Genomic DNA, 23,821 nt, shown 5'->3' with positions numbered 1-23,821 from the left:
CAGGCGAAAAGGCATTCCCCTGTGATTTCGTGCCTGCACCCGCGCCTGACTTTAAGGAATATAAAATGGCTAAAAAAATCACGATAAAAAAAGGTCAGTTAGGACTGGTAGCAAAAGCTGGCGATTATTACCGGGTACTGGAGGCGGGTGAACACCGTCTGGGTTGGTTCAATACTGACGACGTGCTGGTGGTGAGCCAGGATGGCAGCGAGGTGCCGGGTGCGCTGGCGGATTATCTGCGCCGCTTTCAGCCTGACTGGGTGGTACGTTACTGCCTGGCGGTTGATCTTACTGCGGATGAAATCGGGGTGTTATCGAACAACGGAGTATTGCAGGAGATTGTGCCGCCTTGTACACGTCGTCTGTACTGGCAGCAGGATGCGGCGTTGAGCCTGCGAAGAATTGATACCCGCGATGTTCGGGTGCCGGAGGACGTGATGAATGCTGCTCTGCAGCCGCGTCGCAATGGCGCGGTAAAAGGGCGCGACGCGATGCTGGTCGTACAGGTGCCTGCCTGGCACGTCGGGGTGGTGAAAATCGACGGAGAAATTCAGGCACTGTTACCGCCGGGACTGACGGCATACTGGAAAATTAACCATCTCGTCGAGGCAGAGGTAGTGGATACGCGCCTTCAGGTAGTAGAAGTGAGCGGGCAGGAGATCCTGACGAAGGACAAAGTTAACCTGCGCCTGAACCTGGCGGCTAACTGGCGCTACAGCGACGTGCTGCAGGCCTGCGGACAGCTTACGAAACCGCTGGAACATTTGTACCGCGAACTCCAGTTCGCACTGCGTGAGGCGGTCGGAACCCGCACGCTCGATGAGTTACTGGAAGATAAGCAGATCATTGATGAGGTGGTCAGCAAACAGGTGCAAGGCCGCCTGTCATCCTTTGGAATGGAAATTGCGTCGCTTGGGGTAAAAGATATTGTTTTACCTGGTGATATGAAAACGATTTTATCCCGTCTGGTAGAGGCCGAAAAATCGGCCCAGGCGAATGTTATTCGCCGACGTGAAGAAACGGCGGCGACACGATCGCTGTTAAACACCGCAAAGGTGATGGAGAACAACCCGGTGGCGCTGCGTTTAAAAGAGCTGGAAACCCTGGAAAGGGTCGCGGAGCGTATCGACAAAATTTCAGTATTTGGTGGCCTGGACCAGGTATTACACGGCCTTGTTAACCTGAAAGGATAACGCAATGCAACAGAATGATTTTGAATTACTGACAGCGCCAAACGGCGCCCCGATCAAAATGTGGACTCACGGTGTGCCCGTGGAGCCAGAGGCACAAGCGCAGTTACTGAATACCGCAAAGATGCCGTTTATTTTCAAACACCTTGCGGTGATGCCCGACGTTCATCTCGGTAAAGGCTCAACCATCGGCAGCGTGATTCCGACCAAAGGGGCAATTATTCCTGCGGCGGTTGGCGTGGATATTGGTTGCGGGATGATTGCCGTTCGCACGTCGCTGGTGGCCGGTGATTTGCCGGATAATCTCAGCGGTTTACGTAGCGCCATTGAACAGGCAGTACCGCATGGGAGAACCAATACGCGTTCTCGACGTGATAAAGGCGCGTGGGAAACGCCCCCGAAAGAAGTGGACGATCGCTGGTGGGTGCTGGCCCCACGTTTTAAACAACTCACGGATAAATACCCGCAGTTGCTGAAAACCAACAACTATCAGCATCTGGGCACGCTGGGTACCGGAAACCACTTTATTGAAATTTGCCTCGATGAGCAGCAGCGCGTCTGGGTGATGTTGCACAGTGGCTCGCGCGGCGTAGGAAACGCCATCGGTAATGTGTTTATCGCCCTGGCACAGCAGGATATGCAGCATCACCTGGGACATCTGCCGGATAAAAATCTGGCCTATTTTCAGGAGGGGAGTCGTCACTATGAGGATTACATCGAGGCGGTGGAGTGGGCGCAGGATTTTGCCCGCCACAATCGGGAAGTGATGATGTCGCGCGTGCTGGCGGCGCTCTCTCGCGAAGTGACTAAGCCCTTTATTACGCAGCAGGAGGCGGTTAACTGCCATCATAACTATGTGCAGAAAGAGCATCACTTTGGGGAAGAGGTACTGATCACGCGCAAAGGTGCGGTGTCGGCGCAGAAAGGGCAGATGGGGATTATTCCGGGCTCAATGGGCGCAAAGAGCTTCATCGTGCGTGGCCTCGGCAACGAGCAAAGCTTCTGTTCCTGCAGCCACGGCGCTGGGCGAGTGATGAGCCGAACGGCGGCAAAAAAACGCTATACCCTTAGCGACCATATTCAGGCGACCTCTCACGTAGAGTGTCGCAAAGACAATGAGGTCATCGATGAAACGCCGATGGCCTATAAAGACATTGACGCCGTGATGGCCGCGCAATCGTCGCTGGTGGAGATCGTTCACACCCTGCGACAGGTCGTGTGTGTAAAAGGATAAAAAATGAGCAACAACGATGTTGATAGCGCGATGCGTGCACGCGTATGCGGGCAACTTCACGATATAGAGCAGCGCTATAACGTGCGCGTGCTCTACGCCTGTGAATCGGGCAGTCGGGGATGGGGTTTTGCCTCACCGGATAGCGATTATGATGTACGGTTTTTGTACGTTCACCGCCCAGAATGGTATTTGCGCGTCGAAGCCCAACGGGATGTGATCGAGCTGCCGATAGATGATGAACTGGACGTTTGTGGCTGGGAATGGCGCAAGGCACTGGGCCTGCTGAAGGGGGCAAACCCGACGCTTATCGAGTGGCTGGATTCCCCTGTTGTTTATCAGGAGGATGAGACGGTAGTGGCCGAGTTGCGCGCGCTGATACCCGCGTGGTTTTCGCCATTGCGCGCCCGCTGGCATTACTACTCAATGGCCCGAAAAAACTTCCGTGGATATTTACAGGAGGAAACGGTTCGGCTGAAAAAGTATTTTTACGTTCTGCGCCCTTTGCTGGCGGCGCGGTGGGTAGAAGCGGGGAAAGGCGTTCCACCGATGCGTTTTGCCGAACTGCTTGCCGGGAGCGAACTGTGTGCGCCGTTACGTGCGGAAATCGATGCATTACTGGAAATAAAACAGCGCGCAGGTGAAACGGAATATGGCCCTAAACGGCCCTTACTCCATGCTTTTTTGCAAAGTGAGCTGGTGAGAGGAGAAGTACCGTCGGTACTACCCGACAGCAGAGAAGGAAATTTAAAAGATCTGGATTCGCTGCTGATGAGAACAGTAATGAAAAGCTAAAGAATGGCCCGGTAGTGAAAACGCCCGGGCCATTCTTGCGCTTATTCAAACAAATTCTGATGAAGTTTCTGCACGACCTGCTCGGCCTGATCGGCAGGCACCAGGAAGCAGAGGTTATAGCTGGACGCGCCGTAGCAGATCATGCGGATGCTGAACGGGTCGAGCACGCCAAACACCTCTTTGCCCACGCCGCAGGCGCGCGACAGCTTGTTGCCAATGATGGCAACCAGCGCCAGGTCTTCTTCTACTTCCACGCGGCACAGCTCGGACAGCTCAATCAGCAGCGACTGCGTCAGCAGGGTGTCGCCGGTTGAGGTAGAACCGGTGGTGTCCAGCGTCAGCGCAATGCTCACTTCAGAGGTGGTGATCAGATCCACGGAGATGTTGTGGCGTGCCAGAATGCCAAACACTTCCGCCAGGAAACCGCGGGAGTGCAGCATATTGTGGCTGTGGAGCGTCACCAGCGTCTGGCGACGGCGCAGGGCCAGGGCGCGGAACAGCGGCGGGTTTTCCGTTTTCTTGCAGACCAGCGTCCCGCCCGCTTTCGGATCTTTACTGGAGCCAACGAAGACCGGAATATCGCTACGTACGGCTGGCAAAAGGGTTGCCGGATGCAGAACTTTCGCACCGAAGGTGGCCATTTCAGCCGCTTCTTCAAAGGCGATCACGTCAATACGTTTCGCCGCAGAAACGACGCGCGGGTCGGTGGTGTAAATGCCAGGAACGTCAGTCCAGATATCCACGCGCGTGGCATGCAGGGCTTCGCCCAGCAGCGCGGCGGTGTAGTCGCTGCCGCCACGGCCAAGCGTGGTGGTGCGGCCCTTCGCTTCACTGCCGATAAAGCCCTGGGTGATCACGATACCGTCTGCCAGACGCGGGGCCAGCTGCTGATTGGTCAGTTCGGCCAGTGCTTCAACGTCCGGCTCGGCACGGCCAAAGCGGTCGCTGGTACGCATCACTTTTCGCACGTCAAACCACTGCGCCTGAATGTTACGCTCGCGCATGATTTCAACAAACAGCAGGGTGGACATCAGCTCGCCGTGGCTAACCAGCTCGTCGGTCAGGGCGGTGGAGGTGGCCAGCGAGGCGGCTTCTGCCAGGGTAGTGATATTTTCCAGCAGACGTTCCACTTCCTCGCGGATCACGTTCGGGTTCTGCAGACGCTCAAGAATGTCGAACTGAATTTTGCGCAGTGCATCCAGCTTCACGAAACGTTCTGTCGCTTCCAGTCCTTCAGACAGAGAAACCAGCAGGTTCGTCACGCCGGCAGATGCAGACAGCACCACCAGGCGGGTATTCGGATCGGCCAGCACCACATCGGCGCTGCGGTTCATGGCATCGTAATCGGCCACACTGGTGCCGCCAAACTTGGCGACCACAAAACTCGTCATAACAACCTCGTGTCAGGGAATGAATAAGCGACCTTGGCACAAGAGTGAAACGAAAACAGGTGCAGGCGCAAAATACGGCCCTATAAATAAAATGCGGGGGAGGTCCTGTCAATGCTGGGATTATGCGGATTTTTTATGGGGGGGTACCCCTGAGAAACAGGACTTATAACAGAGCCAGATTTTATGCTCCGTTTTAGGGCATTTTGACCGACATTTCGCCGCCCCGGGAGGGCGTTTCAGCAGCTATACTTTTCGGGTCTTTTCACCTGCGTTTGATGCAGGCCAGGGCAATGGCATAAAAACCATCACAATTTTTATTTGCAGGCGCTACAATCGACCGCAGTCACAATTCTCAAATCAGAAGAGTATTGCTAATGAAAAACATCAACCCAACGCAGACCGCTGCCTGGCAGGCACTCCAGAAACATTTTGATGAAATGAAAGACGTCACCATCGCGGATCTGTTCGCGAAAGATGCCGATCGTTTCAACAAGTTCTCCGCGACCTTCGACGACCTGATGCTGGTGGATTTCTCCAAAAACCGCATTACCGAAGAGACGCTGGCTAAACTGCAGGATCTGGCGAAAGAAACTGCGCTGGCCGACGCCATCAAATCCATGTTCTCCGGTGAGAAAATCAACCGCACCGAAGACCGTGCCGTGCTGCACGTGGCCCTGCGTAACCGTAGCAATACGCCAATCATCGTCGACGGTAAAGACGTCATGCCGGAAGTGAACGCGGTGCTGGAAAAGATGAAAACCTTCTCCGAAGCGATCATCTCCGGCAACTGGAAAGGCTACACTGGCAAAGCGATCACTGACGTGGTTAACATCGGTATCGGCGGTTCTGACCTCGGTCCGTTCATGGTGACCGAAGCGCTGCGCCCGTACAAAAACCACCTCAATATGCACTTTGTGTCTAACGTCGATGGTACCCACATCGCCGAAGTGCTGAAGAACGTGAACCCGGAAACCACCCTGTTCCTGGTTGCGTCTAAAACCTTTACCACCCAGGAAACCATGACCAACGCCCACAGCGCGCGCGACTGGTTCCTGAAAACCGCGGGCGACAACAAGCACGTGGCGAAACACTTCGCGGCGCTGTCTACCAACGGTAAAGCCGTCAGCGAGTTCGGTATCGACACCGCGAACATGTTCGAGTTCTGGGACTGGGTTGGTGGCCGCTACTCTCTGTGGTCTGCAATTGGCCTGTCCATCATCCTGTCCGTGGGCTTCGACAACTTCGTTGAGCTGCTCTCCGGCGCGCACGCGATGGACAAACACTTCTCCACCACCGCGCCTGAGAAAAACCTGCCGGTGCTGCTGGCGCTGATCGGGATCTGGTACAACAACTTCTTCGGCGCTGAAACCGAAGCGATCCTGCCGTACGACCAGTATATGCACCGCTTTGCTGCGTACTTCCAGCAGGGCAACATGGAATCCAACGGTAAATACGTGGACCGTAATGGCAACGCGGTGGACTACCAGACTGGCCCAATCATCTGGGGCGAGCCGGGTACTAACGGCCAGCATGCCTTCTACCAGCTGATTCACCAGGGCACCAAAATGGTACCGTGCGATTTCATCGCGCCGGCTATCACCCATAACCCGCTGTCCGATCACCACCCGAAACTGCTGTCTAACTTCTTCGCTCAGACCGAAGCGCTGGCGTTCGGTAAATCCCGCGAGGTGGTAGAGCAGGAATACCGCGACCAGGGTAAAGATCCGGCCACGCTGGACCACGTGGTGCCGTTCAAGGTGTTCGAAGGCAACCGTCCAACCAACTCCATCCTGCTGCGCGAAATCACGCCGTTCAGCCTGGGTGCGCTGATTGCCCTGTACGAGCACAAAATCTTCACGCAGGGCGCGATCCTGAACATCTTCACCTTTGACCAGTGGGGCGTTGAGCTGGGCAAACAGCTGGCAAACCGTATTCTGCCAGAGCTGGGTGATGATAAAGCAGTTGCCAGCCATGACAGCTCAACAAATGGTTTGATCAACCGTTATAAAGCATGGCGTGCGTAATTAAAACGTCATGAAAACGTGCCGGCGAAATGCCGGCATTTTTTTATCGGATAATTCCTGATGTCAGTTAGTTAACTCAAATTCTGGTTCTGAGTTTAATCCGAAAAAGACGGTTAACCCGTTAATTGCTGCGGTTTATTTTAAGAAAATACGCAGTAGTTCATTAATATATTTATATTATAACTTATTGATTTTTATAAATTATATATTTATGTCGTTTGTCTTTCATTTCCATTTTAACCATTAGTCCGAAAACCCTCTCCCTATTTCCTCTTACGGCAAACCCACGGCAGTAGTTGTGTATACTCGATTCCGCCTGAAATTCTTTTCGGGCAAATCTCCATTCATTCATTGAAGGGAAATTGTTATGAAGAAAGTACTGTATGGCATTTTTGCCATATCTGCGCTTGCGGCGACATCTGTCTATGCAGCTCCGGTTCAGGTCGGGGAAGCGGCAGGGTCGGCTGCGACGTCTGCGTCTGCGGGAAGTTCTACCGCAGCCAGCGCCAGCACCGTAAGTTCAGCCGTGGGTGTCGCGCTGGCGGCAACCGGTGGCGGTGATGGCTCCAACACCGGAACCACGACCACCACGACAACCAGCACCCAGTAATAGCGGGTGTTTTAATCATAACCACACTTCGGTGTGGTTATTTCGCCCCTTCGGAGAAGAGTCGTGAAGCGACCTGCAATCATTCTGATTTGCCTGCTGCTGCAGGCGTGCTCGGCCACCACTAAAGGGCTGGGAAACTCACTGTGGGAAAGCCTGTTCGGCACACCGGGCGTGCATCTGACCGATGACGAACTTCAGAACATGCCCTATGCCAGCCAGTACATGCAGCTTAACGATGGCCCGCAACTGTTTGTGGTGCTCGCTTTCGATGAAAACGGGCAGCAGAAATGGGTGACGCAGGATCAGGCTACCATCGTGACGCAGCATGGCCGTATCGTGAAAACCCTGTTGGGCGGCGATAACCTGCTGGAGGTGAATAATATCGCCGACGACCCGCTGATCAAGCCGAACCAGATCGCCGACGGCGCAGGCTGGACGCGCACGATGGGCTGGACCGAACACAAGCAGGTGCGTTACGCCACGGCACGCTCGACCTTCCGCTGGGACGGCACCGACAGCGTGAAAGTCGGCAGCGACGAAACGCAGGTTCGCGTGCTGGATGAAGAGGTCACCACCGACCAGGCTACCTGGCACAACCGCTTCTGGATCGACGAGGAAGGGCAGATCCGTCAGTCCTTACAGTATCTCGGTGCCGGATTCTTCCCGGTCAAAACCACCCTGATCAAGGCGGCGAAATCATGAAAACGCTCATTCACGTTGCACTTATCGCCAGTTTTGCCGCGCCGCTGGCATGGTCCGCCGGGACGGTAAAGGTCTACACGCCGGACAGTGAAAAACCCAAAACCTTAACCCACGCCGAGCATCTGCTCGATCTCGTCGGACAGCCAAGGCTTGCCAACAGCTGGTGGCCGGGCGCGGTCATCGCTGAACGGCAGAAGACCGCTGAAGCGGAACAACAGCACAAGGCGCTCCTTGCGAGGCTGACGGGACTCGCGGAGCAGGAAGATGGCGACGACGCGGCGGCCATTAACAGCGTCCGTCAGCAGCTGCAGGCGCTGAAGGTGACGGGCCGACAGAACGTCAATCTTGATCCGGATGACGTGCGTGTCACGGAAAACGGCAACCCGACCCTGGAAGGGGACTATACGCTCTGGCTGCCAGCGAAGCCGACGACGGTGACCGTGATGGGGCTTATCAGCAGCCCGGGTAATAAGCCCTTTACGCCCGGTCGTGACGTGGCGAGCTACCTCGACGAGCAGAGCATGCTGAGCGGCGCGGATAACAGCTACGCCTGGGTGGTTTACCCTGACGGCCACACGCAAAAAGCTCCCGTCGCTTACTGGAATAAACGGCATATCGAACCCATGCCGGGCAGCATTATTTTTGTCGGTTTTGCCGACCATTTCTGGACGAAGGCGTATGACGGGCTTAACGCCGATATCCTTCACTCCCTGATTCAGCGGATACCGGAATAATGAAAAGAACCTATCTCTACAGCATGCTGGCGCTCTGCGTGAGTGCCGCCTGCCATGCAGAAACGTATCCGGCACCCATTGGCCCGTCTCAGTCAGACTTCGGCGGCGTCGGTTTACTGCAAACGCCCACCGCGCGTATGGCGCGCGAAGGGGAAATTAGCCTTAACTACCGTGATAACGACCAGTATCGCTACTACTCGGCGTCGGTGCAGCTGTTCCCGTGGCTTGAAACCACGCTGCGCTATACCGACGTGCGGACGAAACAATACAGCAGCGTCGAGGCGTTCTCAGGCGATCAGACCTACAAAGATAAAGCCTTCGACGTCAAGCTGCGCCTGTGGGAAGAGAGCTACTGGATGCCGCAGGTCTCAGTGGGTGCCAAAGATATCGGCGGTACCGGTCTGTTTGACGCGGAATACATCGTGGCCAGCAAGGCCTGGGGACCGTTTGATTTCTCACTCGGTCTGGGATGGGGCTATCTCGGCACCAGCGGCAACGTGAAAAACCCGTTTTGCTCCTACAGCGATAAATACTGCTATCGCGATAACAGCTACCAGAAAGCGGGCTCCATCAACGGGGACCAGATGTTCCACGGTCCGGCGTCGCTGTTTGGCGGTGTAGAGTATCAAACACCCTGGCAGCCATTACGCCTGAAGCTGGAGTACGAGGGGAATGACTACTCGCAGGACTTCGCCGGGAAGATTGAGCAGAAGAGCAAGTTTAACGTCGGCGCCATTTATCGCGTCACCGACTGGGCCGACGTTAACCTCAGCTACGAGCGCGGCAATACGGTGATGTTTGGCTTCACGCTGCGCACCAACTTTAACGACATGCGGCCGCACTACAATGATAACGCGCGGCCTGCATACCAGCCGGAGCCGCAGGATGCGATTCTGCAGCACTCCGTGGTGGCAAACCAGCTGACGCTGCTGAAATACAATGCCGGTCTGGCGGATCCGAAAATTCAGGTGAAAGGCGATACGCTGTACGTCACCGGCGAGCAGGTGAAATACCGCGACTCGCGCGAAGGGATCGAACGCGCCAACCGGATCATCATGAACGATCTCCCGGACGGGATCCGCACGATCCGCGTGACGGAGAATCGTCTCAACCTGCCGCAGGTGACGACGGAAACGGACGTTGCCAGCCTTAAGCGCCACCTGGAAGGCGAACCGCTCGGGCATGAAACCGAGCTGGTGCAAAAACGCGTAGAGCCGATCGTGCCGGAGACCACCGAGCAGGGCTGGTATATCGACAAGTCGCGCTTCGATTTCCATATCGATCCGGTGCTGAACCAGTCCGTCGGCGGGCCGGAAAACTTCTACATGTATCAGCTGGGCGTCATGGCGACGGCGGATCTGTGGCTTACTGACCACCTGCTGACCACCGGCAGCCTGTTTGGCAACATCGCTAACAACTACGACAAGTTCAACTATACCAACCCGCCAAAAGACTCACAGCTGCCGCGCGTGCGTACCCGCGTACGTGAGTACGTGCAGAACGATGCCTACGTGAATAACCTGCAGGCCAACTATTTCCAGTACTTCGGCAACGGCTTCTACGGCCAGGTGTACGGCGGGTATCTGGAAACCATGTACGGCGGCGCGGGGGCGGAAGTGCTTTATCGTCCTGTCGACAGCAACTGGGCGTTCGGGGTTGATGCCAACTACGTCAAGCAGCGTGACTGGCGCAGCGCCCAGGACATGATGAAGTTCACCGACTACAGCGTCAAAACCGGTCACCTGACCGCCTACTGGACGCCGTCGTTCGCACCTGACGTGCTGGTGAAAGCCAGCGTCGGCCAGTACCTGGCGGGCGATAAGGGCGGCACGCTGGACATCTCCAAACACTTCGACAGCGGCGTCGTGGTGGGCGGCTACGCCACCATCACCAACGTCTCGCCGGACGAATATGGGGAAGGGGACTTCACCAAAGGGGTTTACGTGTCAATTCCGCTGGATCTGTTCTCGTCAGGCCCAACCCGCAGCCGCGCGGCCATCGGCTGGACGCCGCTGACGCGCGACGGTGGTCAGCAGCTTGGGCGTAAGTTCCAGCTGTACGACATGACCAGCGACAAGAACATTAACTTCCGCTGATGCCCCTCACCCTAACCCTCTCCCCAAAGGGGAGAGGGGATCGCTCGGTGCTGTCTTTTCCCCCTCGCCCCTTTGGGGAGAGGGCCGGGGTGAGGGGAATCCTCTCCGGTGCGCTAAACATAAACAAAAAATATAGATCTCCGTCACATTTTTGCGTTATACAGAAACCTCGCCCTGGAGAATGAGGTGCTGTATGACATCCCTGACTCGCCCGCGCGTTGAGTTTATCTCAACTATCCTCCAGACCGTGCTGAACCTCGGTCTGTTGAGCCTTGGCCTGATACTGGTCGTCTTTTTGGGTAAAGAGACGGTGCATCTGGCGGATGTACTGTTTGCCCCTGAACAAACCAGCAAATATGCGCTGGTGGAAGGCCTGGTGGTCTACTTTCTCTACTTTGAATTTATCGCCCTGATTGTGAAGTACTTTCAGTCCGGCTTTCACTTCCCGCTGCGTTATTTTGTCTACATTGGGATCACCGCGATTGTGCGGCTGATCATCGTCGATCATAAATCCCCGCTCGACGTGCTGATCTACTCGGCGGCGATCCTGCTGCTGGTGATCACCCTCTGGCTGTGTAACTCGAAGCGGCTGAAGCGAGAATAAAAAAAATGGCGGCCCGGAGGCCGCCTAACAACAGTCACAAGTTGGGTCAATACAATACGTCTAAAGTTGAGGGTTGCAGTGGCATAACAAAATGAAACTTAACCTTTCACACCGCCCGCCGTCAGGCCGTTGACCAGCCAGCGCTGCGCCAGCAGGAACACCACGGTAATCGGGATGGCGGAAAGTACGGCCGCCGCGGCAAAGTCACCCCACAGGTAGTTTTGCGGATTGAGGTATTGCTGCATACCCACGGCCAGGGTGTAGCTGTTCACATCACGCAGTAACAGTGAGGCAACCGGTACTTCGGTGATCGCAGCGATAAACGACAGGATAAACACCACCGCCAGAATCGGCACCGACAGCGGCAGCAGCACCAGGCGGAACGCCTGCCACGGGGTAGCCCCATCCAGCGCGGCCGCTTCTTCCAGCGAGCCGTCGATGGTTTCGAAATAGCCTTTAATGGTCCATACATGCAGTGCGATACCGCCAAGATAGGCGAAGATAACGCCGCCGTGGGTGTTCAGACCGATAAATGGAATGTACTGGCCCAGACGGTCAAACAGGGCATACAACGCCACCAGCGACAGCACGGCTGGGAACATCTGGAAAATCAGCATCCCTTTCAGCAGCGTCGCTTTGCCCGGGAAACGCATACGGGCAAAGGCGTAAGCGCAGGTGGTGGACAGCGCCACGATACCAATAGCGGTAATACCTGCGATTTTCACCGAGTTCCACAGCCACAGCAGCACCGGGAACGGCGGCGGCGTGACGCGGCCATCCGCGTGCTCCACGCTGAAGCCCAGCGCGAGCTTCCAGTGCTCCCAGGAGATTTCGTCCGGGATCAGGCTCCCGGTGGCGAAGTTACCCGAACGCAGGGAGATGGCGATAACCATCAGCAGCGGGAACATGATCGCCGCGATGAAAATCAGCAGGCCTAAGTGCGTCGCCAGGAGGCGCAGCTTCTGAGATTTGGGTTGTACCATTGCCATGATCGATGCCCTCCTTAGTCAAATTTCATACGTGTGGCTTTCAGGTTCACAATCGCCAGTGCGCCTACCAGCAGGAAGATCAGGGTGGCAATCGCCGCCGCCAGACCGAAGTCCTGACCGCCGCCGCCTTCGAAGGCGATACGGTAGGTGTAGCTCACGAGCAGGTCGGTATAACCTGCCGGCGTCGTGGTGCCAAGGCGATCCGGACCACCGTTGGTCAACAGCTGAATCAGCACGAAGTTGTTAAAGTTAAAGGCGAAGCTGGCAATCATCAGCGGGGTGAGCGGCTTGATGAGCAGCGGCAGCGTAATCTTAAAGAAGTTCTGGAACGGGCCCGCGCCGTCCATCGCCGAGGCTTCGTACAGATCGTCCGGGATGGCCTTCAGCAGGCCCATGCACAGGATCATCATGTACGGATAGCCCAGCCAGGTATTGACGATGATGATCATCGAGCGGGCGGTGGTTGGGTCGCTGAACCAGGCCGGTTTGATGCCAAACAGCGCGCTCAGCATCATGTTGATTTCACCGAAGCTCTGGTTAAACAGCCCTTTGAAAATCAGAATCGAGATAAACGACGGCACGGCATACGGCAGAATCAGCAGTACGCGGTAAATCGCTTTGCCCTTCAGGGATTCCCACTGGACGAGGCAGGCCAGCACCATACCCACGGCAACGGTCAGGATCACGGTCAGTACGGAGAAGACCACCGTCCAGACGAAGATGGCGAAGAACGGTTTCTGAATGCCTTCGTCGGTAAACACGCGGGTAAAGTTGTCCCAGCCGATGGTGACGGTGTAGCCCGGGCTGAGTTTGTCATCACCCCATTTGCCGTCGGCAGTAATGGACTGATAGAAACCAATGTCGTTGTTTGGACGATATTTTACGCCGCTCTGGTTATTGGTCAGCGTGCCGTCATCCGCCAGAGTATAGAGCGGCTGCGTGCCGGAGAACTGGCGCAGCGAGCTCATGGTCACTTTGCTTTCGTCTGGCAGTACGGCGGTGAGCTGAGTCAGCGCCTGACGGTTCTGGGTAATGATGCGTAAGTTGGCACGTTCACCTTCCGGCAGGGCCTGTGCCTCCTTTAAGGCCAGCTTCTGCTCGCCGCCAAATTTGAACGCGTCGGAGACATAGTATTTGCTGCTTGCTTCGTCAGTAAGCGCTAACTTCCACTCGTTACCGGCAGGATACAGGCCGAAGTTAAAGGTCTTGCCTGCCTGATATGAGCGATCCAGCAGGACCTGCTGCGCGCGTTCCTGCGCAAGCTGGTTGGTGCTACTGTAGTTGGTAAATGCAATGGCGATGGTGCAAATCAGCGGGAACAGGACAAACAGCCCCATCCCGGCCACGCCCGGGTAGACATAGCGCCAGGCATAGGCTTTACGATTAGCGAAAATATACAGGCCAGCAGAGCTTAAAATCAGCGTCATGATGGCGAACAGATATTCCCCTTGTACGTACATTAAAACAACAAGGTAACCCACCAGCAGGCACAGCAGACCGATCGCTGACCACTTCAGCGCGTCGCTTTGCCACCAGCGTTTCTTTTTAATGACATCCATGGGGTTCTTCCTCTACAACGGTGGAATCTTATCGTCAGGTGGCGCTGCGCTTACCTGACCTACGGATCGTGCCGTAGTCGTAGGGCGGGTAAGCGCACGCGCCACCCGCCGTTTTTCTGCTTACTTAGTAATACGACCCTGAGCATCTTTCAGCGCGGCATCGACAGTCTGACGACCGCTTGCAGCGTTGATAACCGCGGTACGTGTGGCGTACCAGAACGCGGCCATCTGTGGGATGTTCGGCATGATTTCGCCTTTCTGGGCGTTATCCATGGTGGCCGCGATACGTGGGTCTTTCGCCAGATGATCCTGGAAGGATTTCAGCGCGACGGCACCCAGCGGTTTGTCCTTGTTCACTTCATCCAGACCCTGATCGGTCAGCAGGTAGTTTTCCAGGAACTCTTTCGCCAACTCTTTGTTCGGGCTGGCGGCGTTGATGCCCGCGCTCAGCACGCCAACGAACGGTTTAGACGGCTTGCCTTTGAAGGTTGGCAGCAGCGTCACGCCGTAGTTGATTTTGCTCTTATCGATGTTGGTCCAGGCCCACGGACCGTTGATGGTCATCGCGGTTTCGCCTTTGTTGAACGCCGCTTCCGCGATGGAGTAATCGGTATCCGCGTTCATGTGTTTGTTCTTGATCAGGTCAACCAGGAAGGTCAGACCCGCTTTCGCGCCCGCGTTGTCCACGCCCACGTCTTTCACGTCATACTTGCCGTTTTCAAACTTGAACGCGTAACCGCCGTCGGCAGCAATCAGCGGCCAGGTGAAGTACGGCTCTTGCAGGTTGAACATCAGGGCGGATTTACCTTTCGCCTTCAGCTCTTTATCCAGTTTCGGGATCTCTTCCCAGGTCTTCGGCGGGTTAGGGACCAGGTCTTTGTTGTAAATCAGAGACAGGGCTTCAACCGCGATTGGGTAAGCGATCAGCTTGCCGTTATAGCGAACGGCGTCCCAGGTGAACGGGAACAGTTTGTCCTGGAAGGCTTTGTCTGGCGTCACTTCAGCCAGCAGGCCAGACTGCGCGTAACCCCCGAAACGGTCATGCGCCCAGAAGATGATGTCCGGGCCATCGCCGGTTGCCGCAACCTGCGGGAATTTCTCTTCCAGTTTGTCCGGGTGCTCTACGGTCACTTTGATGCCGGTATCTTTCTCGAATTTTTTGCCCACTTCGGCCAGGCCGTTATAGCCCTTGTCGCCGTTAATCCAGATAACCAGTTTGCCTTCTTCAATTTTGGCGAGCGCCGGTGCGGAAATCATCATTGCTGCGAGGGCGGACAATGCGAAAACGCGTGCGCCAGTCTTGATATTCATAGCTGCCATCCTTTTTGGTGATGTCTCGTGGTATGACTTCAGTGGTTCAACGTGTCTCAGTCTCCTTATTTGACATCCTCTTTCCATCCTCCCAACCCCTACGCCCCACCCCCGGTTTGTGTGATCTCCGTTGCATAAATTTAAGTTATGAGTGCTGGCGCACATAAAAACCCACCGAATTTTGCAGGCGGCTTCACGAATTTTGCCTCAGCCCTCCCGCAGCGGTCGCAGAGCCTGCTCCCTCATCCTCCCGCCTCCTCCCCCATAAAAAAGGCGGGGGGTGGAGGATTCGGGAAAGTAATGGATACCCCATAGTGAACTTATCTTGAATGTTTCTGTCGGTGACAGGTTGTAACGAAGGGAGAAGGGCATGGCGAGCGTACAGCTGCGTAATGTAACGAAAGCCTGGGGTGACGTTGTGGTGTCGAAAGACATCAATCTGGACATCAACGAAGGCGAGTTCGTGGTGTTTGTTGGCCCATCAGGCTGTGGTAAATCTACTCTGCTGCGTATGATTGCCGGTCTTGAAACCATCACCAGCGGTGACCTGCTGATCGGTGATACCCGAATGAACGACATCCCACCTGCCGAACGTGGCGTCGGTATGGTGTTTCAGTCTTATGCACTCTATCCCCACCTTTCCGTTGCCGAGAACATGTCCTTTGGCCTGAAGCTGGCCGGCGCGAAGAAAGAGGTTATTAACCAGCGCGTGACGCAGGTGGCGGAAGTGTTACAGCTGGCGCACCTGCTGGAGCGTAAGCCGAAAGCGCTCTCCGGTGGCCAGCGTCAGCGTGTGGCGATTGGCCGTACGCTGGTGGCCGAACCGCGCGTGTTCCTGCTTGATGAACCTCTCTCTAACCTGGATGCCGCCCTGCGCGTCCAGATGCGTATCGAAATCTCCCGTCTGCACAAGCGTCTTGGCCGCACGATGATTTACGTCACCCATGATCAGGTGGAAGCGATGACCCTCGCCGACAAAATCGTGGTGCTGGATGCCGGCCGCGTGGCGCAGGTGGGCAAACCGCTGGAGCTGTACCACTACCCGGCAGACCGCTTTGTTGCGGGCTTCATTGGCTCGCCAAAGATGAACTTCCTGCCCGTCAAAGTGACCGCGACCGCGATTGAACAGGTACAGGTGGAGCTGCCAAACCGCCAGCAGGTCTGGCTGCCGGTCGACAGCGCCAACGTACAGGTCGGGGCAAACATGTCCCTCGGTATTCGTCCTGAGCACCTGTTGCCGAGCCACATCGCCGATGTGACCCTGGAAGGTGACGTTCAGGTTGTCGAACAGCTTGGTCACGAAACACAGATTCATATCCAGATCCCCGCCATCCGTCAGAACCTGGTCTACCGCCAGAACGACGTGGTGTTGGTAGAAGAGGGTGCCACATTCGCTATCGGCTTGCCGCCAGAGCGTTGCCATCTGTTCCGTGAGGATGGCACTGCATGTCGTCGGTTGCACAAAGAGCCAGGCGTTTAAGCAATCCCAAAAGAAGACACGAAACCGACAGGTGAAGTGTTCAAAGAAAAGCAATGATCTCAGGAGATAGAATGATGATTACTCTGCGCAAACTTCCTCTGGCAGTTGCCGTCGCAGCGGGCGTAATGTCTGCTCAGGCAATGGCCGTGGATTTCCATGGTTATGCTCGTTCCGGTATTGGCTGGACGGGGAGTGGTGGTCAACAGCAGTGCTTCCAGGCAACCGGTGCTCAAAGTAAATACCGTCTGGGTAACGAATGTGAAACCTATGCGGAACTGAAACTGGGTCAGGAAGTGTGGAAAGAAGGCGATAAAAGCTTCTATTTTGACACTAACGTAGCTTATTCAGTTAACCAGGAAAACGACTGGGAAGCCACCAGCCCAGCTTTCCGTGAAGCTAACGTGCAGGGTAAAAACCTGATTGAATGGTTGCCAGGTTCTACCATCTGGGCCGGTAAGCGCTTCTATCAGCGTCATGACGTCCACATGATCGACTTCTACTACTGGGATATTTCAGGGCCTGGTGCAGGTCTTGAAAACATCGATCTTGGCTTCGGTAAACTGTCTTTAGCGGCGACACGCTCCACTGAAACAGGCGGCTCTGCTACCTTTGGTAGCGACAGCATTTATGATTACAACCAAAAAACGGCGAACGATGTTTTCGATGTTCGTTTAGCTCAGATGGAAATCAACCCAGGGGGTACGCTGGAACTGGGCGTTGACTACGGTCGTGCTAACCCACGTGATGATTATCGTTTGGTTGACGGCGCGTCTAAAGATGGTTGGATGTTCACTGCTGAACATACTCAGAGCATGCTGAAGGGCTATAACAAATTTGTGGTTCAGTATGCGACCGATTCAATGACTTCTCAGGGTAAAGGCCTGTCTCAAGGTTCTGGGGTAGGTATCGATCCTAACTCACATTTCGCCTATGACATCAACAATAACGGTAGCCTGCTGCGTATCCTGGATCATGGTGCAATCTCTTTGGGCGATCGTTGGGACCTGATGTACGTTGGTATGTATCAGGATATCGACTGGGATAATAATAACGGCACCAAATGGTGGACCGTGGGCGTTCGTCCAATGTTCAAATGGACGCCAATCATGAGTACCTTGCTGGAAGTGGGTTACGACAACGTCAAATCCCAGGAAACTGGCGAAACCAACAACCAGTACAAAATCACCCTGGCGCAACAGTGGCAGGCAGGTGACAGCATCTGGTCACGTCCAGCAATCCGCGTCTTCGCAACTTATGCCAAGTGGGATGAAAAATGGGGCTACGACTACACCGGTAACCCTTCCAACAACGCGAACTTTGGTAAAGCAGTCAAAGATGGCTTTAACGGTGGTTCCTTCGGTCGCGGTGACAACGACGAGTGGTCCTTCGGCGCCCAGATGGAAATCTGGTGGTAATCCCGTCTTAATCTGACGTAATGACCAAACTGAGGGGCGCAAGCCCCTCAATCCTTGGGACGGCGCGCTATTGCCTGGCTACCGCTGACCTGTGCATTTTGAGGTGATAACAATGAAAATGAACAAAACTCTCCTTGCCCTTTGTTTATCCGCAGGGCTGCTGGCAAGCGCGCCAGCAGTAACGCTCGCTAATGTGAATTTCGTTCCGCAAAACACAACATCCGCGCCGGCCATTCCGGCCGCTGCGTTGCAACAGCTGGTCTGGACGCCTGTCGATCAATCTAAAGCCCAAACGACCCAGCTCTCGACGGGGGGGCAACCACTTAATGTTCCGGGCATCAGTGGTCCGGTGGTTGCATACAGCGTGCCTGCAAACATTGGCGAACTGACGTTGACGCTCACAAGTGAAGTTAACAAGCAGACTAGCGTTTTTGCACCGAACGTGCTCATTCTTGACCAGAACATGACGCCTTCTGCGTTCTTCCCAAGCGAATACTTTACCTATCAGGAGCCTGGTGTCATGAGCGCAGACCGCCTTGAAGGGGTAATGCGACTGACGCCTGCGCTGGGTCAGCAGAAAATTTATGTACTCGTCTTCACCACGGAAAAAGATTTGCAGCAAACCACTACGCTGCTTGATCCCGCTAAGGCCTATGCCAAAGGCGTAGGTAACGCCGTGCCGGATATCCCGGACCCAATCGCCCGCCACACCACTGACGGTCTTGTGAAGCTGAAAGTGTCTACCAATAGTGCGTCCAGCGTCCTGGTCGGCCCGCTGTTTGGCTCCTCCGGTACCGGGCCTGTCACCGTAGGCAACACCGCTGCGCCTGCCTATACCGCGCCAGCTGCCACGGCAGCCGCACCGGTAGCGACCGCAGCACCGGCCCCGACGAAGAAAGCGGAGCCGGTACTGAACGACACCGAAGAATACTTCAACAACGCCATTAAGCAGGCGGTGAAGCGCGGCGATGTCGATAAAGCGCTGAAACTGCTTGATGAAGCCGAACGTTTAGGTTCAACCACTGCCCGTTCCACCTTTATCAGCAGTGTAAAAGGCAAGGGGTAACCGTTTCCCCGCAGTGCTGATTTGTTAGTTGTTTGGTGCGCCTGAGTGGGCGCACTTTTTTTCGTCTCCGCCGGGCTGTTGCACTCTTGTTGCGATCGTGATCGTTAAATAACGTTTGGCCCCCCTCAATCCGTGTTTCTGCGATACAATGCCATTACGTTATGTATCGGAGAGTCTGGCATGTCACACCCTGCGCTAACGCAACTGCGTGCGCTGCGCTATTTCGACCAAATACCTGCGCTTGAACCGCAGCAACTGGACTGGTTGCTGCTGGAAGATTCCATGACGAAACGTTTTGAGCAGCAGGGTAAAACGGTTACGGTGACCCTGATTCAGGAAGGGTTTGTCTCTGGCGATGAGATTGCCAGCGAGCTGCCGCTGCTGCCGCAAGAGCCACGTTACTGGCTGCGTGAAATTTTACTTTGTGCCGATGGCGAGCCGTGGCTTGCCGGGCGGACGGTGGTGCCCGAGTCCACCCTTTCCGGGCCAGAACTGGCGCTGCAACGTCTGGGGAAAACGCCGCTGGGGCGTTACCTTTTCACCTCGTCTGAGCTTACCCGGGATTTTATTGAGATTGGTCGTGATGCCGAACTCTGGGGGCGTCGTTCCCGCCTTCGCCTGAGCGGTAAACCGTTAATTCTGACGGAGCTTTTTTTACCGGCATCACCGTTGTACTAAGAGGAAGAAAAAATGGAGTGGAGCCTGACGCAGAATAAGCTGCTGGCGTATCACCGCTTAATGCGTACCGATAAACCCATTGGCGCGTTACTGTTGCTGTGGCCGACCCTCTGGGCGCTGTGGCTCGCCACGCCGGGCGTGCCGCCGCTGTGGATCCTTGGCGTATTCGTTGCCGGCGTCTGGCTGATGCGTGCGGCGGGCTGCGTGGTGAATGACTATGCCGATCGTAAATTCGATGGTCATGTTAAGCGTACTGCCGGTCGTCCGTTACCCAGCGGGCAGGTGACCGGGAAAGAAGCCCGCGTGCTGTTTATTGTTCTGGTGCTGCTCTCTTTCCTGCTGGTGTTAACCCTCAACACCATGACCATCCTGCTTTCCGTTGCGGCGCTGGCCCTGGCCTGGGTGTATCCGTTTATGAAGCGCTACACCCATCTGCCGCAGGTGGTGCTGGGGGCGGCGTTTGGCTGGTCGATTCCGATGGCGTTTGCGGCGGTTAGTGAGTCCTTACCGCTCAGCTGCTGGCTGATGTTCCTGGCGAATATTCTCTGGGCCGTGGCGTATGACACCCAGTACGCGATGGTTGACCGCGACGATGACCTGAAAATTGGCATCAAATCAACCGCCATCCTCTTTGGCCGTCAGGACAAGCTGATTATCGGTATCCTGCAGGTTGCGGTACTGGCGCTGATGGTGGCGATTGGTCGTCTGAACGGGCTGAACTGGGAGTTCTACTGGTCCGTGCTGGTGGCGGGACTGCTGTTTGCGTACCAGCAAAAGCTGATTGCGAAGCGCGAACGCGACGCATGCTTCAAAGCGTTTATGAACAATAACTACGTCGGTCTGGTGCTGTTTTTAGGCCTGGCGATGAGCTACTTCATATAAAAAAAGCCGGGTGGCGGCTTCGCCTTACCCGGCCTACGATTTAGCAGGATATGTAGGCCCGGTAAGCGTCAGCGCCACCGGGCGTTTTTTTACCGGCGACGCAACAACCTGAGCGCGTTCGCCGTCACCAGCACCGTTGCCCCGGTATCCGCCAGTACCGCCAGCCACAGCCCGGTCATGCCAAGCAGCGTGGTCACCAGGAAAATCCCCTTCAACCCCAGCGCGATACCGATGTTCTGACGGATATTGGCCCGCGTCGCGCGCGCAAGATCGATCATCTGCGCCAGCCCGGTCAGGCGGTTGTGGGTCAATGCCGCGTCAGCCGTTTCCAGCGCCACGTCGGTCCCGCTGCCCATCGCAATACCAATGGTGGACGCTTTCATCGCCGGAGCATCGTTAATCCCGTCACCGACCATCGCCAGCGGCGTCTGAGCGTTCAGCTCCGTTACCGCGCTGACCTTATCCGCAGGCAGCAATCCGGCTTTAAACGCCAGCCCCAGCTCACCCGCAATTGCTGCCGCCGCGCGAGGGTTATCGCCGGTGAGAATCACGCCCTTCACGCCCAGCTGATGTAGCGCCGCCACGGCTTCTTTTGCGTCATCGCGGAGGGTGTCGCGCAGCGCCAGCATCCCTTTTGCGACGCCGTCCTGCATCACGCTCACAACAGTTTGTCCGGTTTGTTCTAACGCCTCCACCTCTGGAGTAGAAGACTTGCCAGCCGCGACAATCAGTACCTTTTTACCGTCAACGGTGGCCTCAATCCCTGACCCGACCAGCGCCCGCTGGGCGGTTGCCGGAGGGATGTTCAGCCCGCGCGACTGCGCTTCACGCACAATCGCCTGCGCCAGCGGGTGAGTGGAACCCTGTTCAACGGCGGCGGCCAGGGTCAGCAGTTCATCTTCACTGATGTTCTGCGGATATACGCCGGTCACCTGCGGTTTGCCGACGGTCAGCGTACCGGTTTTATCGAACGCGATTTGCTGAACCTGGCTCAGCTGCTCCAGCGCCGCGCCGCCCTTAATCAGCGCCCCGCGACGTGCCGCCGCCGCCAGCCCGGAGGTAATGGCCGCCGGGGTGGAAATCACCAGCGCGCACGGACAGCCGATCAGCAATAGCGTCAGCCCTTTATAAATCCAGCCTTCCCACGGCGCGCCAAAGAACAGCGGTGGGACGACGGTAACCAGCAGAGCCACCAGCATAATGGCGGGCGTGTAGATCCGGCTGAAGCGGTCAATAAAGCGTTCGACCGGCGCGCGGCGCTCTTCGGCCTCTTCAATCAGCTTCAGGATACGGTCGATGGCGCTGTCGCCCGGCTCGGAAAGCACGGTGAGCTGTACCAGACGGTCGACGCTGGTGGCACCCGCAGGCACTTTTTCACCCGCCTCACGTTCAACCGGAATGGACTCGCCGGTCAGGGCGCTTTCATCGAAGCTCGCGGTGGCGGTAAGCAGCGCACCGTCTGCAGGCAAGCGTCCGCCTGCCGCGACTTCAATCACGTCGCCCGGACGAAGGGTCGTGATGGCGACCGTTTCACGCGTGCCGTTTACCACGCGCGTGGCGGTTTCCGGCTTCAGCGCCATCAGCGCGCTGACCCCTTTACGCGCCCGGCTCGCTGCCCAGCCCTCAAGACGTTCGCCAATTAAGAACAGCAGCAGCACCATCGCCGCTTCTGCCGTTGCGCCAATAAACAGCGCCCCGATAGCCGCCACGCTCATCAGCGTTTCGATGGCAAACCAGCTGCCGCTTTTCATCAGGCGCAGCGCCTGACGGGCAATCGGGAACAGCCCGACCAGCGTGGTGGCGATAAACGCCAGGTTGCCGAACGGGTGGTTGAACTGTTCCAGCCCCCAGCTCAGGGCCATCATGATGATGAGGGTAATGAGCGGCAGGTTTTCTTGCAGGGAAGAGGCTTTTTCAGCGGGCGCCGTTTCGCTACGAAGGGTATAGCCCGCCTTGCTGACGGCGGCTTCCACCTGTTTGCTGACGTCGTTATCGGCGCTAACCAGCAGCTTTTCCGTGGCGAACAGCACCTGAACGTGACTCACGCCCGGCACTTGTTTGACGGCGTTTTCCACTTTGCGCGCACAGGCGGCGCAGTCCATGCCGTTAACGACCCAGCTGTAGTGGTTGCCGCTTTCAGGCAGCATTTCAGTTTGCGTTTCGCACACGCCTTCGCAGCAGCAGTCGTCTTTCGGCGGAACCGGGCTGAGCTTAAGTGCCGAGAATTGTGGAACTTTTTTAGATGTTTCTGGAGTCGACATGGCAGTCTCCGGTAATGATAATTTTCTCATTAACCGCAGCATACACTCTGGAGTCGACTCCAGAGTCAAGACTTATTTAAATATACAGCGAACGCACGATCAGGAAGTGCCCGGCAAAGTAGCAGGCGGCGGCAATCGCGTTATCCGCACGGAAGCGGCGACGATAGTGGCTGCCCAGCCAGACGACATTCCCGATCAGCAGCAGCGCGGCACCGAAGAACGCGGACATCGCCGGAGCGGTCGGACGGAAGAACCACAGCTCGCCCGCCAGCCACACCATTACCAGGGTCATGGCGATAAACGTGCAGACCGGCAAACGCATCTCTTCCAGACGTGACCAGATCACCGCGATCAGCAGCGCGCCAATCACCAGCAGCACCAGCGGCAGCGGCCAGAAGAAGGAGAGCGTCATCTGGCTGGCAAAGTAGATGGTGTAAAGCAGATGCGACAGGAAGAACGCGCCGACGGCATAGAGCAGGCGCTGACGGGGGAGCAGAGTCAGCGCATCGCCTATCAGGGACGCACACAGCCCGGCGAGCACCAGATAGCTGACGGCGTTGAACATCGGCGCTTGCCAGGCCAGCAGCAGCAGGAGCAACAGCGTGACCGGTTTAAACAACCAGCGCTGCCAGGTGGGACCGCGGTACGACGCATCGACATAAAGCCATGCGGAAAAACAGACAGCGATAAATGACCAAAGCATATTAACTCCCTGTATCTGTTAAGTCTGAATAATCAGTTTCTGATCCAGTGTAGTGACGCGGGCGGGCGTTTGGCAATGGCGGGGAAGGCAGGGTATCCTG

Annotated in this window: 20 protein-coding genes; 14 read left to right on the top strand and 6 right to left on the bottom strand. The window is 56.2% G+C overall.

Features of this window, described 5'->3' with window-relative positions; genetic code table 11:
* Positions 1-65 precede the first annotated feature (65 nt).
* From AC0TN7_RS01920 to AC0TN7_RS01910, 3 genes are read left to right on the top strand one after another with little or no spacing between them, the layout of a single operon-like run.
* Positions 66-1,193: a slipin family protein gene (locus AC0TN7_RS01920; RefSeq protein WP_148770066.1), complete on the top strand. Its 1,128-nt coding sequence runs from the start codon at positions 66-68 to the stop codon at positions 1,191-1,193.
* A gap of 4 nt (positions 1,194-1,197) precedes the next feature.
* Positions 1,198-2,424 carry an RtcB family protein gene (locus tag AC0TN7_RS01915; protein WP_063622883.1) on the top strand — a complete coding sequence of 409 codons (1,227 nt, stop codon included), beginning with the start codon at positions 1,198-1,200 and terminating at the stop codon, positions 2,422-2,424.
* A 3-nt stretch (positions 2,425-2,427) separates the two neighbouring features.
* The gene (locus AC0TN7_RS01910) at positions 2,428-3,216 is read left to right on the top strand and encodes a nucleotidyltransferase domain-containing protein (RefSeq protein WP_473701792.1); all 789 of its coding nucleotides are present in this window, start codon (positions 2,428-2,430) and stop codon (positions 3,214-3,216) included.
* Between the two features lie 41 nt (positions 3,217-3,257).
* On the opposite strand, the gene lysC is transcribed toward AC0TN7_RS01910, so the two are convergent.
* Positions 3,258-4,607 (bottom strand): lysine-sensitive aspartokinase 3, encoded by a 1,350-nt coding sequence (gene lysC, locus AC0TN7_RS01905; protein ID WP_023334126.1) that lies wholly within the window; start codon positions 4,605-4,607, stop codon positions 3,258-3,260.
* A gap of 374 nt (positions 4,608-4,981) precedes the next feature.
* Between lysC and pgi the strand changes: the two genes are divergently transcribed.
* The 6 genes from pgi to psiE all read left to right on the top strand — a co-directional run bounded on the left by pgi (position 4,982) and on the right by psiE (position 11,377).
* The gene (pgi, locus tag AC0TN7_RS01900; protein WP_473701791.1) at positions 4,982-6,631 is read left to right on the top strand and encodes a glucose-6-phosphate isomerase; all 1,650 of its coding nucleotides are present in this window, start codon (positions 4,982-4,984) and stop codon (positions 6,629-6,631) included.
* 367 nt (positions 6,632-6,998) lie between these two features.
* On the top strand, positions 6,999-7,241 hold the full coding sequence (gene yjbE / locus AC0TN7_RS01895; RefSeq protein ID WP_008503423.1) for an exopolysaccharide production protein YjbE: 243 nt from the start codon (positions 6,999-7,001) through the stop codon (positions 7,239-7,241).
* A gap of 63 nt (positions 7,242-7,304) precedes the next feature.
* Positions 7,305-7,943, top strand: coding sequence for a YjbF family lipoprotein (locus tag AC0TN7_RS01890; protein WP_024906676.1), 639 nt, complete (start codon positions 7,305-7,307; stop codon positions 7,941-7,943).
* Entirely contained in the window at positions 7,940-8,677 is a 738-nt protein-coding gene (locus AC0TN7_RS01885; RefSeq protein WP_090420800.1) for a capsule biosynthesis GfcC family protein, read from the top strand. The genes AC0TN7_RS01890 and AC0TN7_RS01885 overlap by 4 nt, the downstream gene beginning before the upstream one ends.
* Positions 8,677-10,773: a YjbH domain-containing protein gene (locus tag AC0TN7_RS01880; RefSeq protein ID WP_267215727.1), complete on the top strand. Its 2,097-nt coding sequence runs from the start codon at positions 8,677-8,679 to the stop codon at positions 10,771-10,773. The genes AC0TN7_RS01885 and AC0TN7_RS01880 overlap by 1 nt, the downstream gene beginning before the upstream one ends.
* 193 nt (positions 10,774-10,966) lie before the next feature.
* On the top strand, positions 10,967-11,377 hold the full coding sequence (psiE, locus tag AC0TN7_RS01875; RefSeq protein ID WP_000202963.1) for a phosphate-starvation-inducible protein PsiE: 411 nt from the start codon (positions 10,967-10,969) through the stop codon (positions 11,375-11,377).
* Between the two features lie 98 nt (positions 11,378-11,475).
* Here the strand turns inward: psiE and malG are convergent, their stop codons facing one another.
* The 3 genes from malG to malE all read right to left on the bottom strand — a co-directional run bounded on the left by malG (position 11,476) and on the right by malE (position 15,236).
* The gene (gene malG / locus AC0TN7_RS01870; RefSeq protein WP_008500077.1) at positions 11,476-12,366 is read right to left on the bottom strand and encodes a maltose ABC transporter permease MalG; all 891 of its coding nucleotides are present in this window, start codon (positions 12,364-12,366) and stop codon (positions 11,476-11,478) included.
* Between the two features lie 14 nt (positions 12,367-12,380).
* Entirely contained in the window at positions 12,381-13,925 is a 1,545-nt protein-coding gene (gene malF, locus AC0TN7_RS01865; protein WP_463727390.1) for a maltose ABC transporter permease MalF, read from the bottom strand.
* 120 nt (positions 13,926-14,045) lie between these two features.
* Positions 14,046-15,236, bottom strand: coding sequence for a maltose/maltodextrin ABC transporter substrate-binding protein MalE (gene malE / locus AC0TN7_RS01860; RefSeq protein WP_032645104.1), 1,191 nt, complete (start codon positions 15,234-15,236; stop codon positions 14,046-14,048).
* A 370-nt stretch (positions 15,237-15,606) separates the two neighbouring features.
* Here malE and malK point away from each other — a divergent pair, with 370 nt between their 5' ends.
* The 5 genes from malK (at position 15,607) to ubiA (ending at position 20,757) form a co-directional block, all read left to right on the top strand.
* Complete coding sequence (gene malK / locus AC0TN7_RS01855; protein ID WP_023310005.1) at positions 15,607-16,716, top strand: maltose/maltodextrin ABC transporter ATP-binding protein MalK; 1,110 nt, start codon at positions 15,607-15,609, stop codon at positions 16,714-16,716.
* Between the two features lie 71 nt (positions 16,717-16,787).
* The gene (locus tag AC0TN7_RS01850; RefSeq protein ID WP_208763405.1) at positions 16,788-18,131 is read left to right on the top strand and encodes a maltoporin; all 1,344 of its coding nucleotides are present in this window, start codon (positions 16,788-16,790) and stop codon (positions 18,129-18,131) included.
* 112 nt (positions 18,132-18,243) lie between these two features.
* Positions 18,244-19,197 carry a maltose operon protein MalM gene (gene malM / locus AC0TN7_RS01845; protein ID WP_024906683.1) on the top strand — a complete coding sequence of 318 codons (954 nt, stop codon included), beginning with the start codon at positions 18,244-18,246 and terminating at the stop codon, positions 19,195-19,197.
* Positions 19,198-19,377: 180 nt separating this feature from the next.
* On the top strand, positions 19,378-19,875 hold the full coding sequence (gene ubiC, locus AC0TN7_RS01840; protein WP_024906684.1) for a chorismate lyase: 498 nt from the start codon (positions 19,378-19,380) through the stop codon (positions 19,873-19,875).
* A gap of 12 nt (positions 19,876-19,887) precedes the next feature.
* Positions 19,888-20,757 (top strand): 4-hydroxybenzoate octaprenyltransferase, encoded by an 870-nt coding sequence (gene ubiA, locus AC0TN7_RS01835; RefSeq protein WP_024906685.1) that lies wholly within the window; start codon positions 19,888-19,890, stop codon positions 20,755-20,757.
* A gap of 89 nt (positions 20,758-20,846) precedes the next feature.
* On the opposite strand, the gene zntA is transcribed toward ubiA, so the two are convergent.
* Positions 20,847-23,018, bottom strand: coding sequence for a Zn(II)/Cd(II)/Pb(II) translocating P-type ATPase ZntA (gene zntA / locus AC0TN7_RS01830; RefSeq protein ID WP_463727391.1), 2,172 nt, complete (start codon positions 23,016-23,018; stop codon positions 20,847-20,849).
* A 76-nt stretch (positions 23,019-23,094) separates the two neighbouring features.
* Positions 23,095-23,721 (bottom strand): lysoplasmalogenase, encoded by a 627-nt coding sequence (locus tag AC0TN7_RS01825; RefSeq protein WP_024906687.1) that lies wholly within the window; start codon positions 23,719-23,721, stop codon positions 23,095-23,097.
* Between the last annotated feature and the right edge of the window lie 100 nt (positions 23,722-23,821).

The organism is Enterobacter sp. PL_is511, assembly GCF_055816065.1.
This window is presented reverse-complemented; position numbering and strand designations above follow the sequence as displayed.

Excerpts from the sequence above, each read along its gene's own strand:
- AC0TN7_RS01920 (WP_148770066.1), top strand. The coding sequence starts at position 66 with ATGGCTAAAAAAATCACGATAAAAAAAGGTCAGTTAGGACTGGTAGCA.
- AC0TN7_RS01915 (WP_063622883.1), top strand. The coding sequence starts at position 1,198 with ATGCAACAGAATGATTTTGAATTACTGACAGCGCCAAACGGCGCCCCG.
- AC0TN7_RS01910 (WP_473701792.1), top strand. The coding sequence starts at position 2,428 with ATGAGCAACAACGATGTTGATAGCGCGATGCGTGCACGCGTATGCGGG.
- lysC (WP_023334126.1), bottom strand. The coding sequence starts at position 4,607 with ATGACGAGTTTTGTGGTCGCCAAGTTTGGCGGCACCAGTGTGGCCGAT.
- pgi (WP_473701791.1), top strand. The coding sequence starts at position 4,982 with ATGAAAAACATCAACCCAACGCAGACCGCTGCCTGGCAGGCACTCCAG.
- yjbE (WP_008503423.1), top strand. The coding sequence starts at position 6,999 with ATGAAGAAAGTACTGTATGGCATTTTTGCCATATCTGCGCTTGCGGCG.
- AC0TN7_RS01885 (WP_090420800.1), top strand. The coding sequence starts at position 7,940 with ATGAAAACGCTCATTCACGTTGCACTTATCGCCAGTTTTGCCGCGCCG.
- AC0TN7_RS01880 (WP_267215727.1), top strand. The coding sequence starts at position 8,677 with ATGAAAAGAACCTATCTCTACAGCATGCTGGCGCTCTGCGTGAGTGCC.
- psiE (WP_000202963.1), top strand. The coding sequence starts at position 10,967 with ATGACATCCCTGACTCGCCCGCGCGTTGAGTTTATCTCAACTATCCTC.
- malG (WP_008500077.1), bottom strand. The coding sequence starts at position 12,366 with ATGGCAATGGTACAACCCAAATCTCAGAAGCTGCGCCTCCTGGCGACG.
- malF (WP_463727390.1), bottom strand. The coding sequence starts at position 13,925 with ATGGATGTCATTAAAAAGAAACGCTGGTGGCAAAGCGACGCGCTGAAG.
- malE (WP_032645104.1), bottom strand. The coding sequence starts at position 15,236 with ATGAATATCAAGACTGGCGCACGCGTTTTCGCATTGTCCGCCCTCGCA.
- malK (WP_023310005.1), top strand. The coding sequence starts at position 15,607 with ATGGCGAGCGTACAGCTGCGTAATGTAACGAAAGCCTGGGGTGACGTT.
- AC0TN7_RS01850 (WP_208763405.1), top strand. The coding sequence starts at position 16,788 with ATGATGATTACTCTGCGCAAACTTCCTCTGGCAGTTGCCGTCGCAGCG.
- malM (WP_024906683.1), top strand. The coding sequence starts at position 18,244 with ATGAAAATGAACAAAACTCTCCTTGCCCTTTGTTTATCCGCAGGGCTG.
- ubiC (WP_024906684.1), top strand. The coding sequence starts at position 19,378 with ATGTCACACCCTGCGCTAACGCAACTGCGTGCGCTGCGCTATTTCGAC.
- ubiA (WP_024906685.1), top strand. The coding sequence starts at position 19,888 with ATGGAGTGGAGCCTGACGCAGAATAAGCTGCTGGCGTATCACCGCTTA.
- zntA (WP_463727391.1), bottom strand. The coding sequence starts at position 23,018 with ATGTCGACTCCAGAAACATCTAAAAAAGTTCCACAATTCTCGGCACTT.
- AC0TN7_RS01825 (WP_024906687.1), bottom strand. The coding sequence starts at position 23,721 with ATGCTTTGGTCATTTATCGCTGTCTGTTTTTCCGCATGGCTTTATGTC.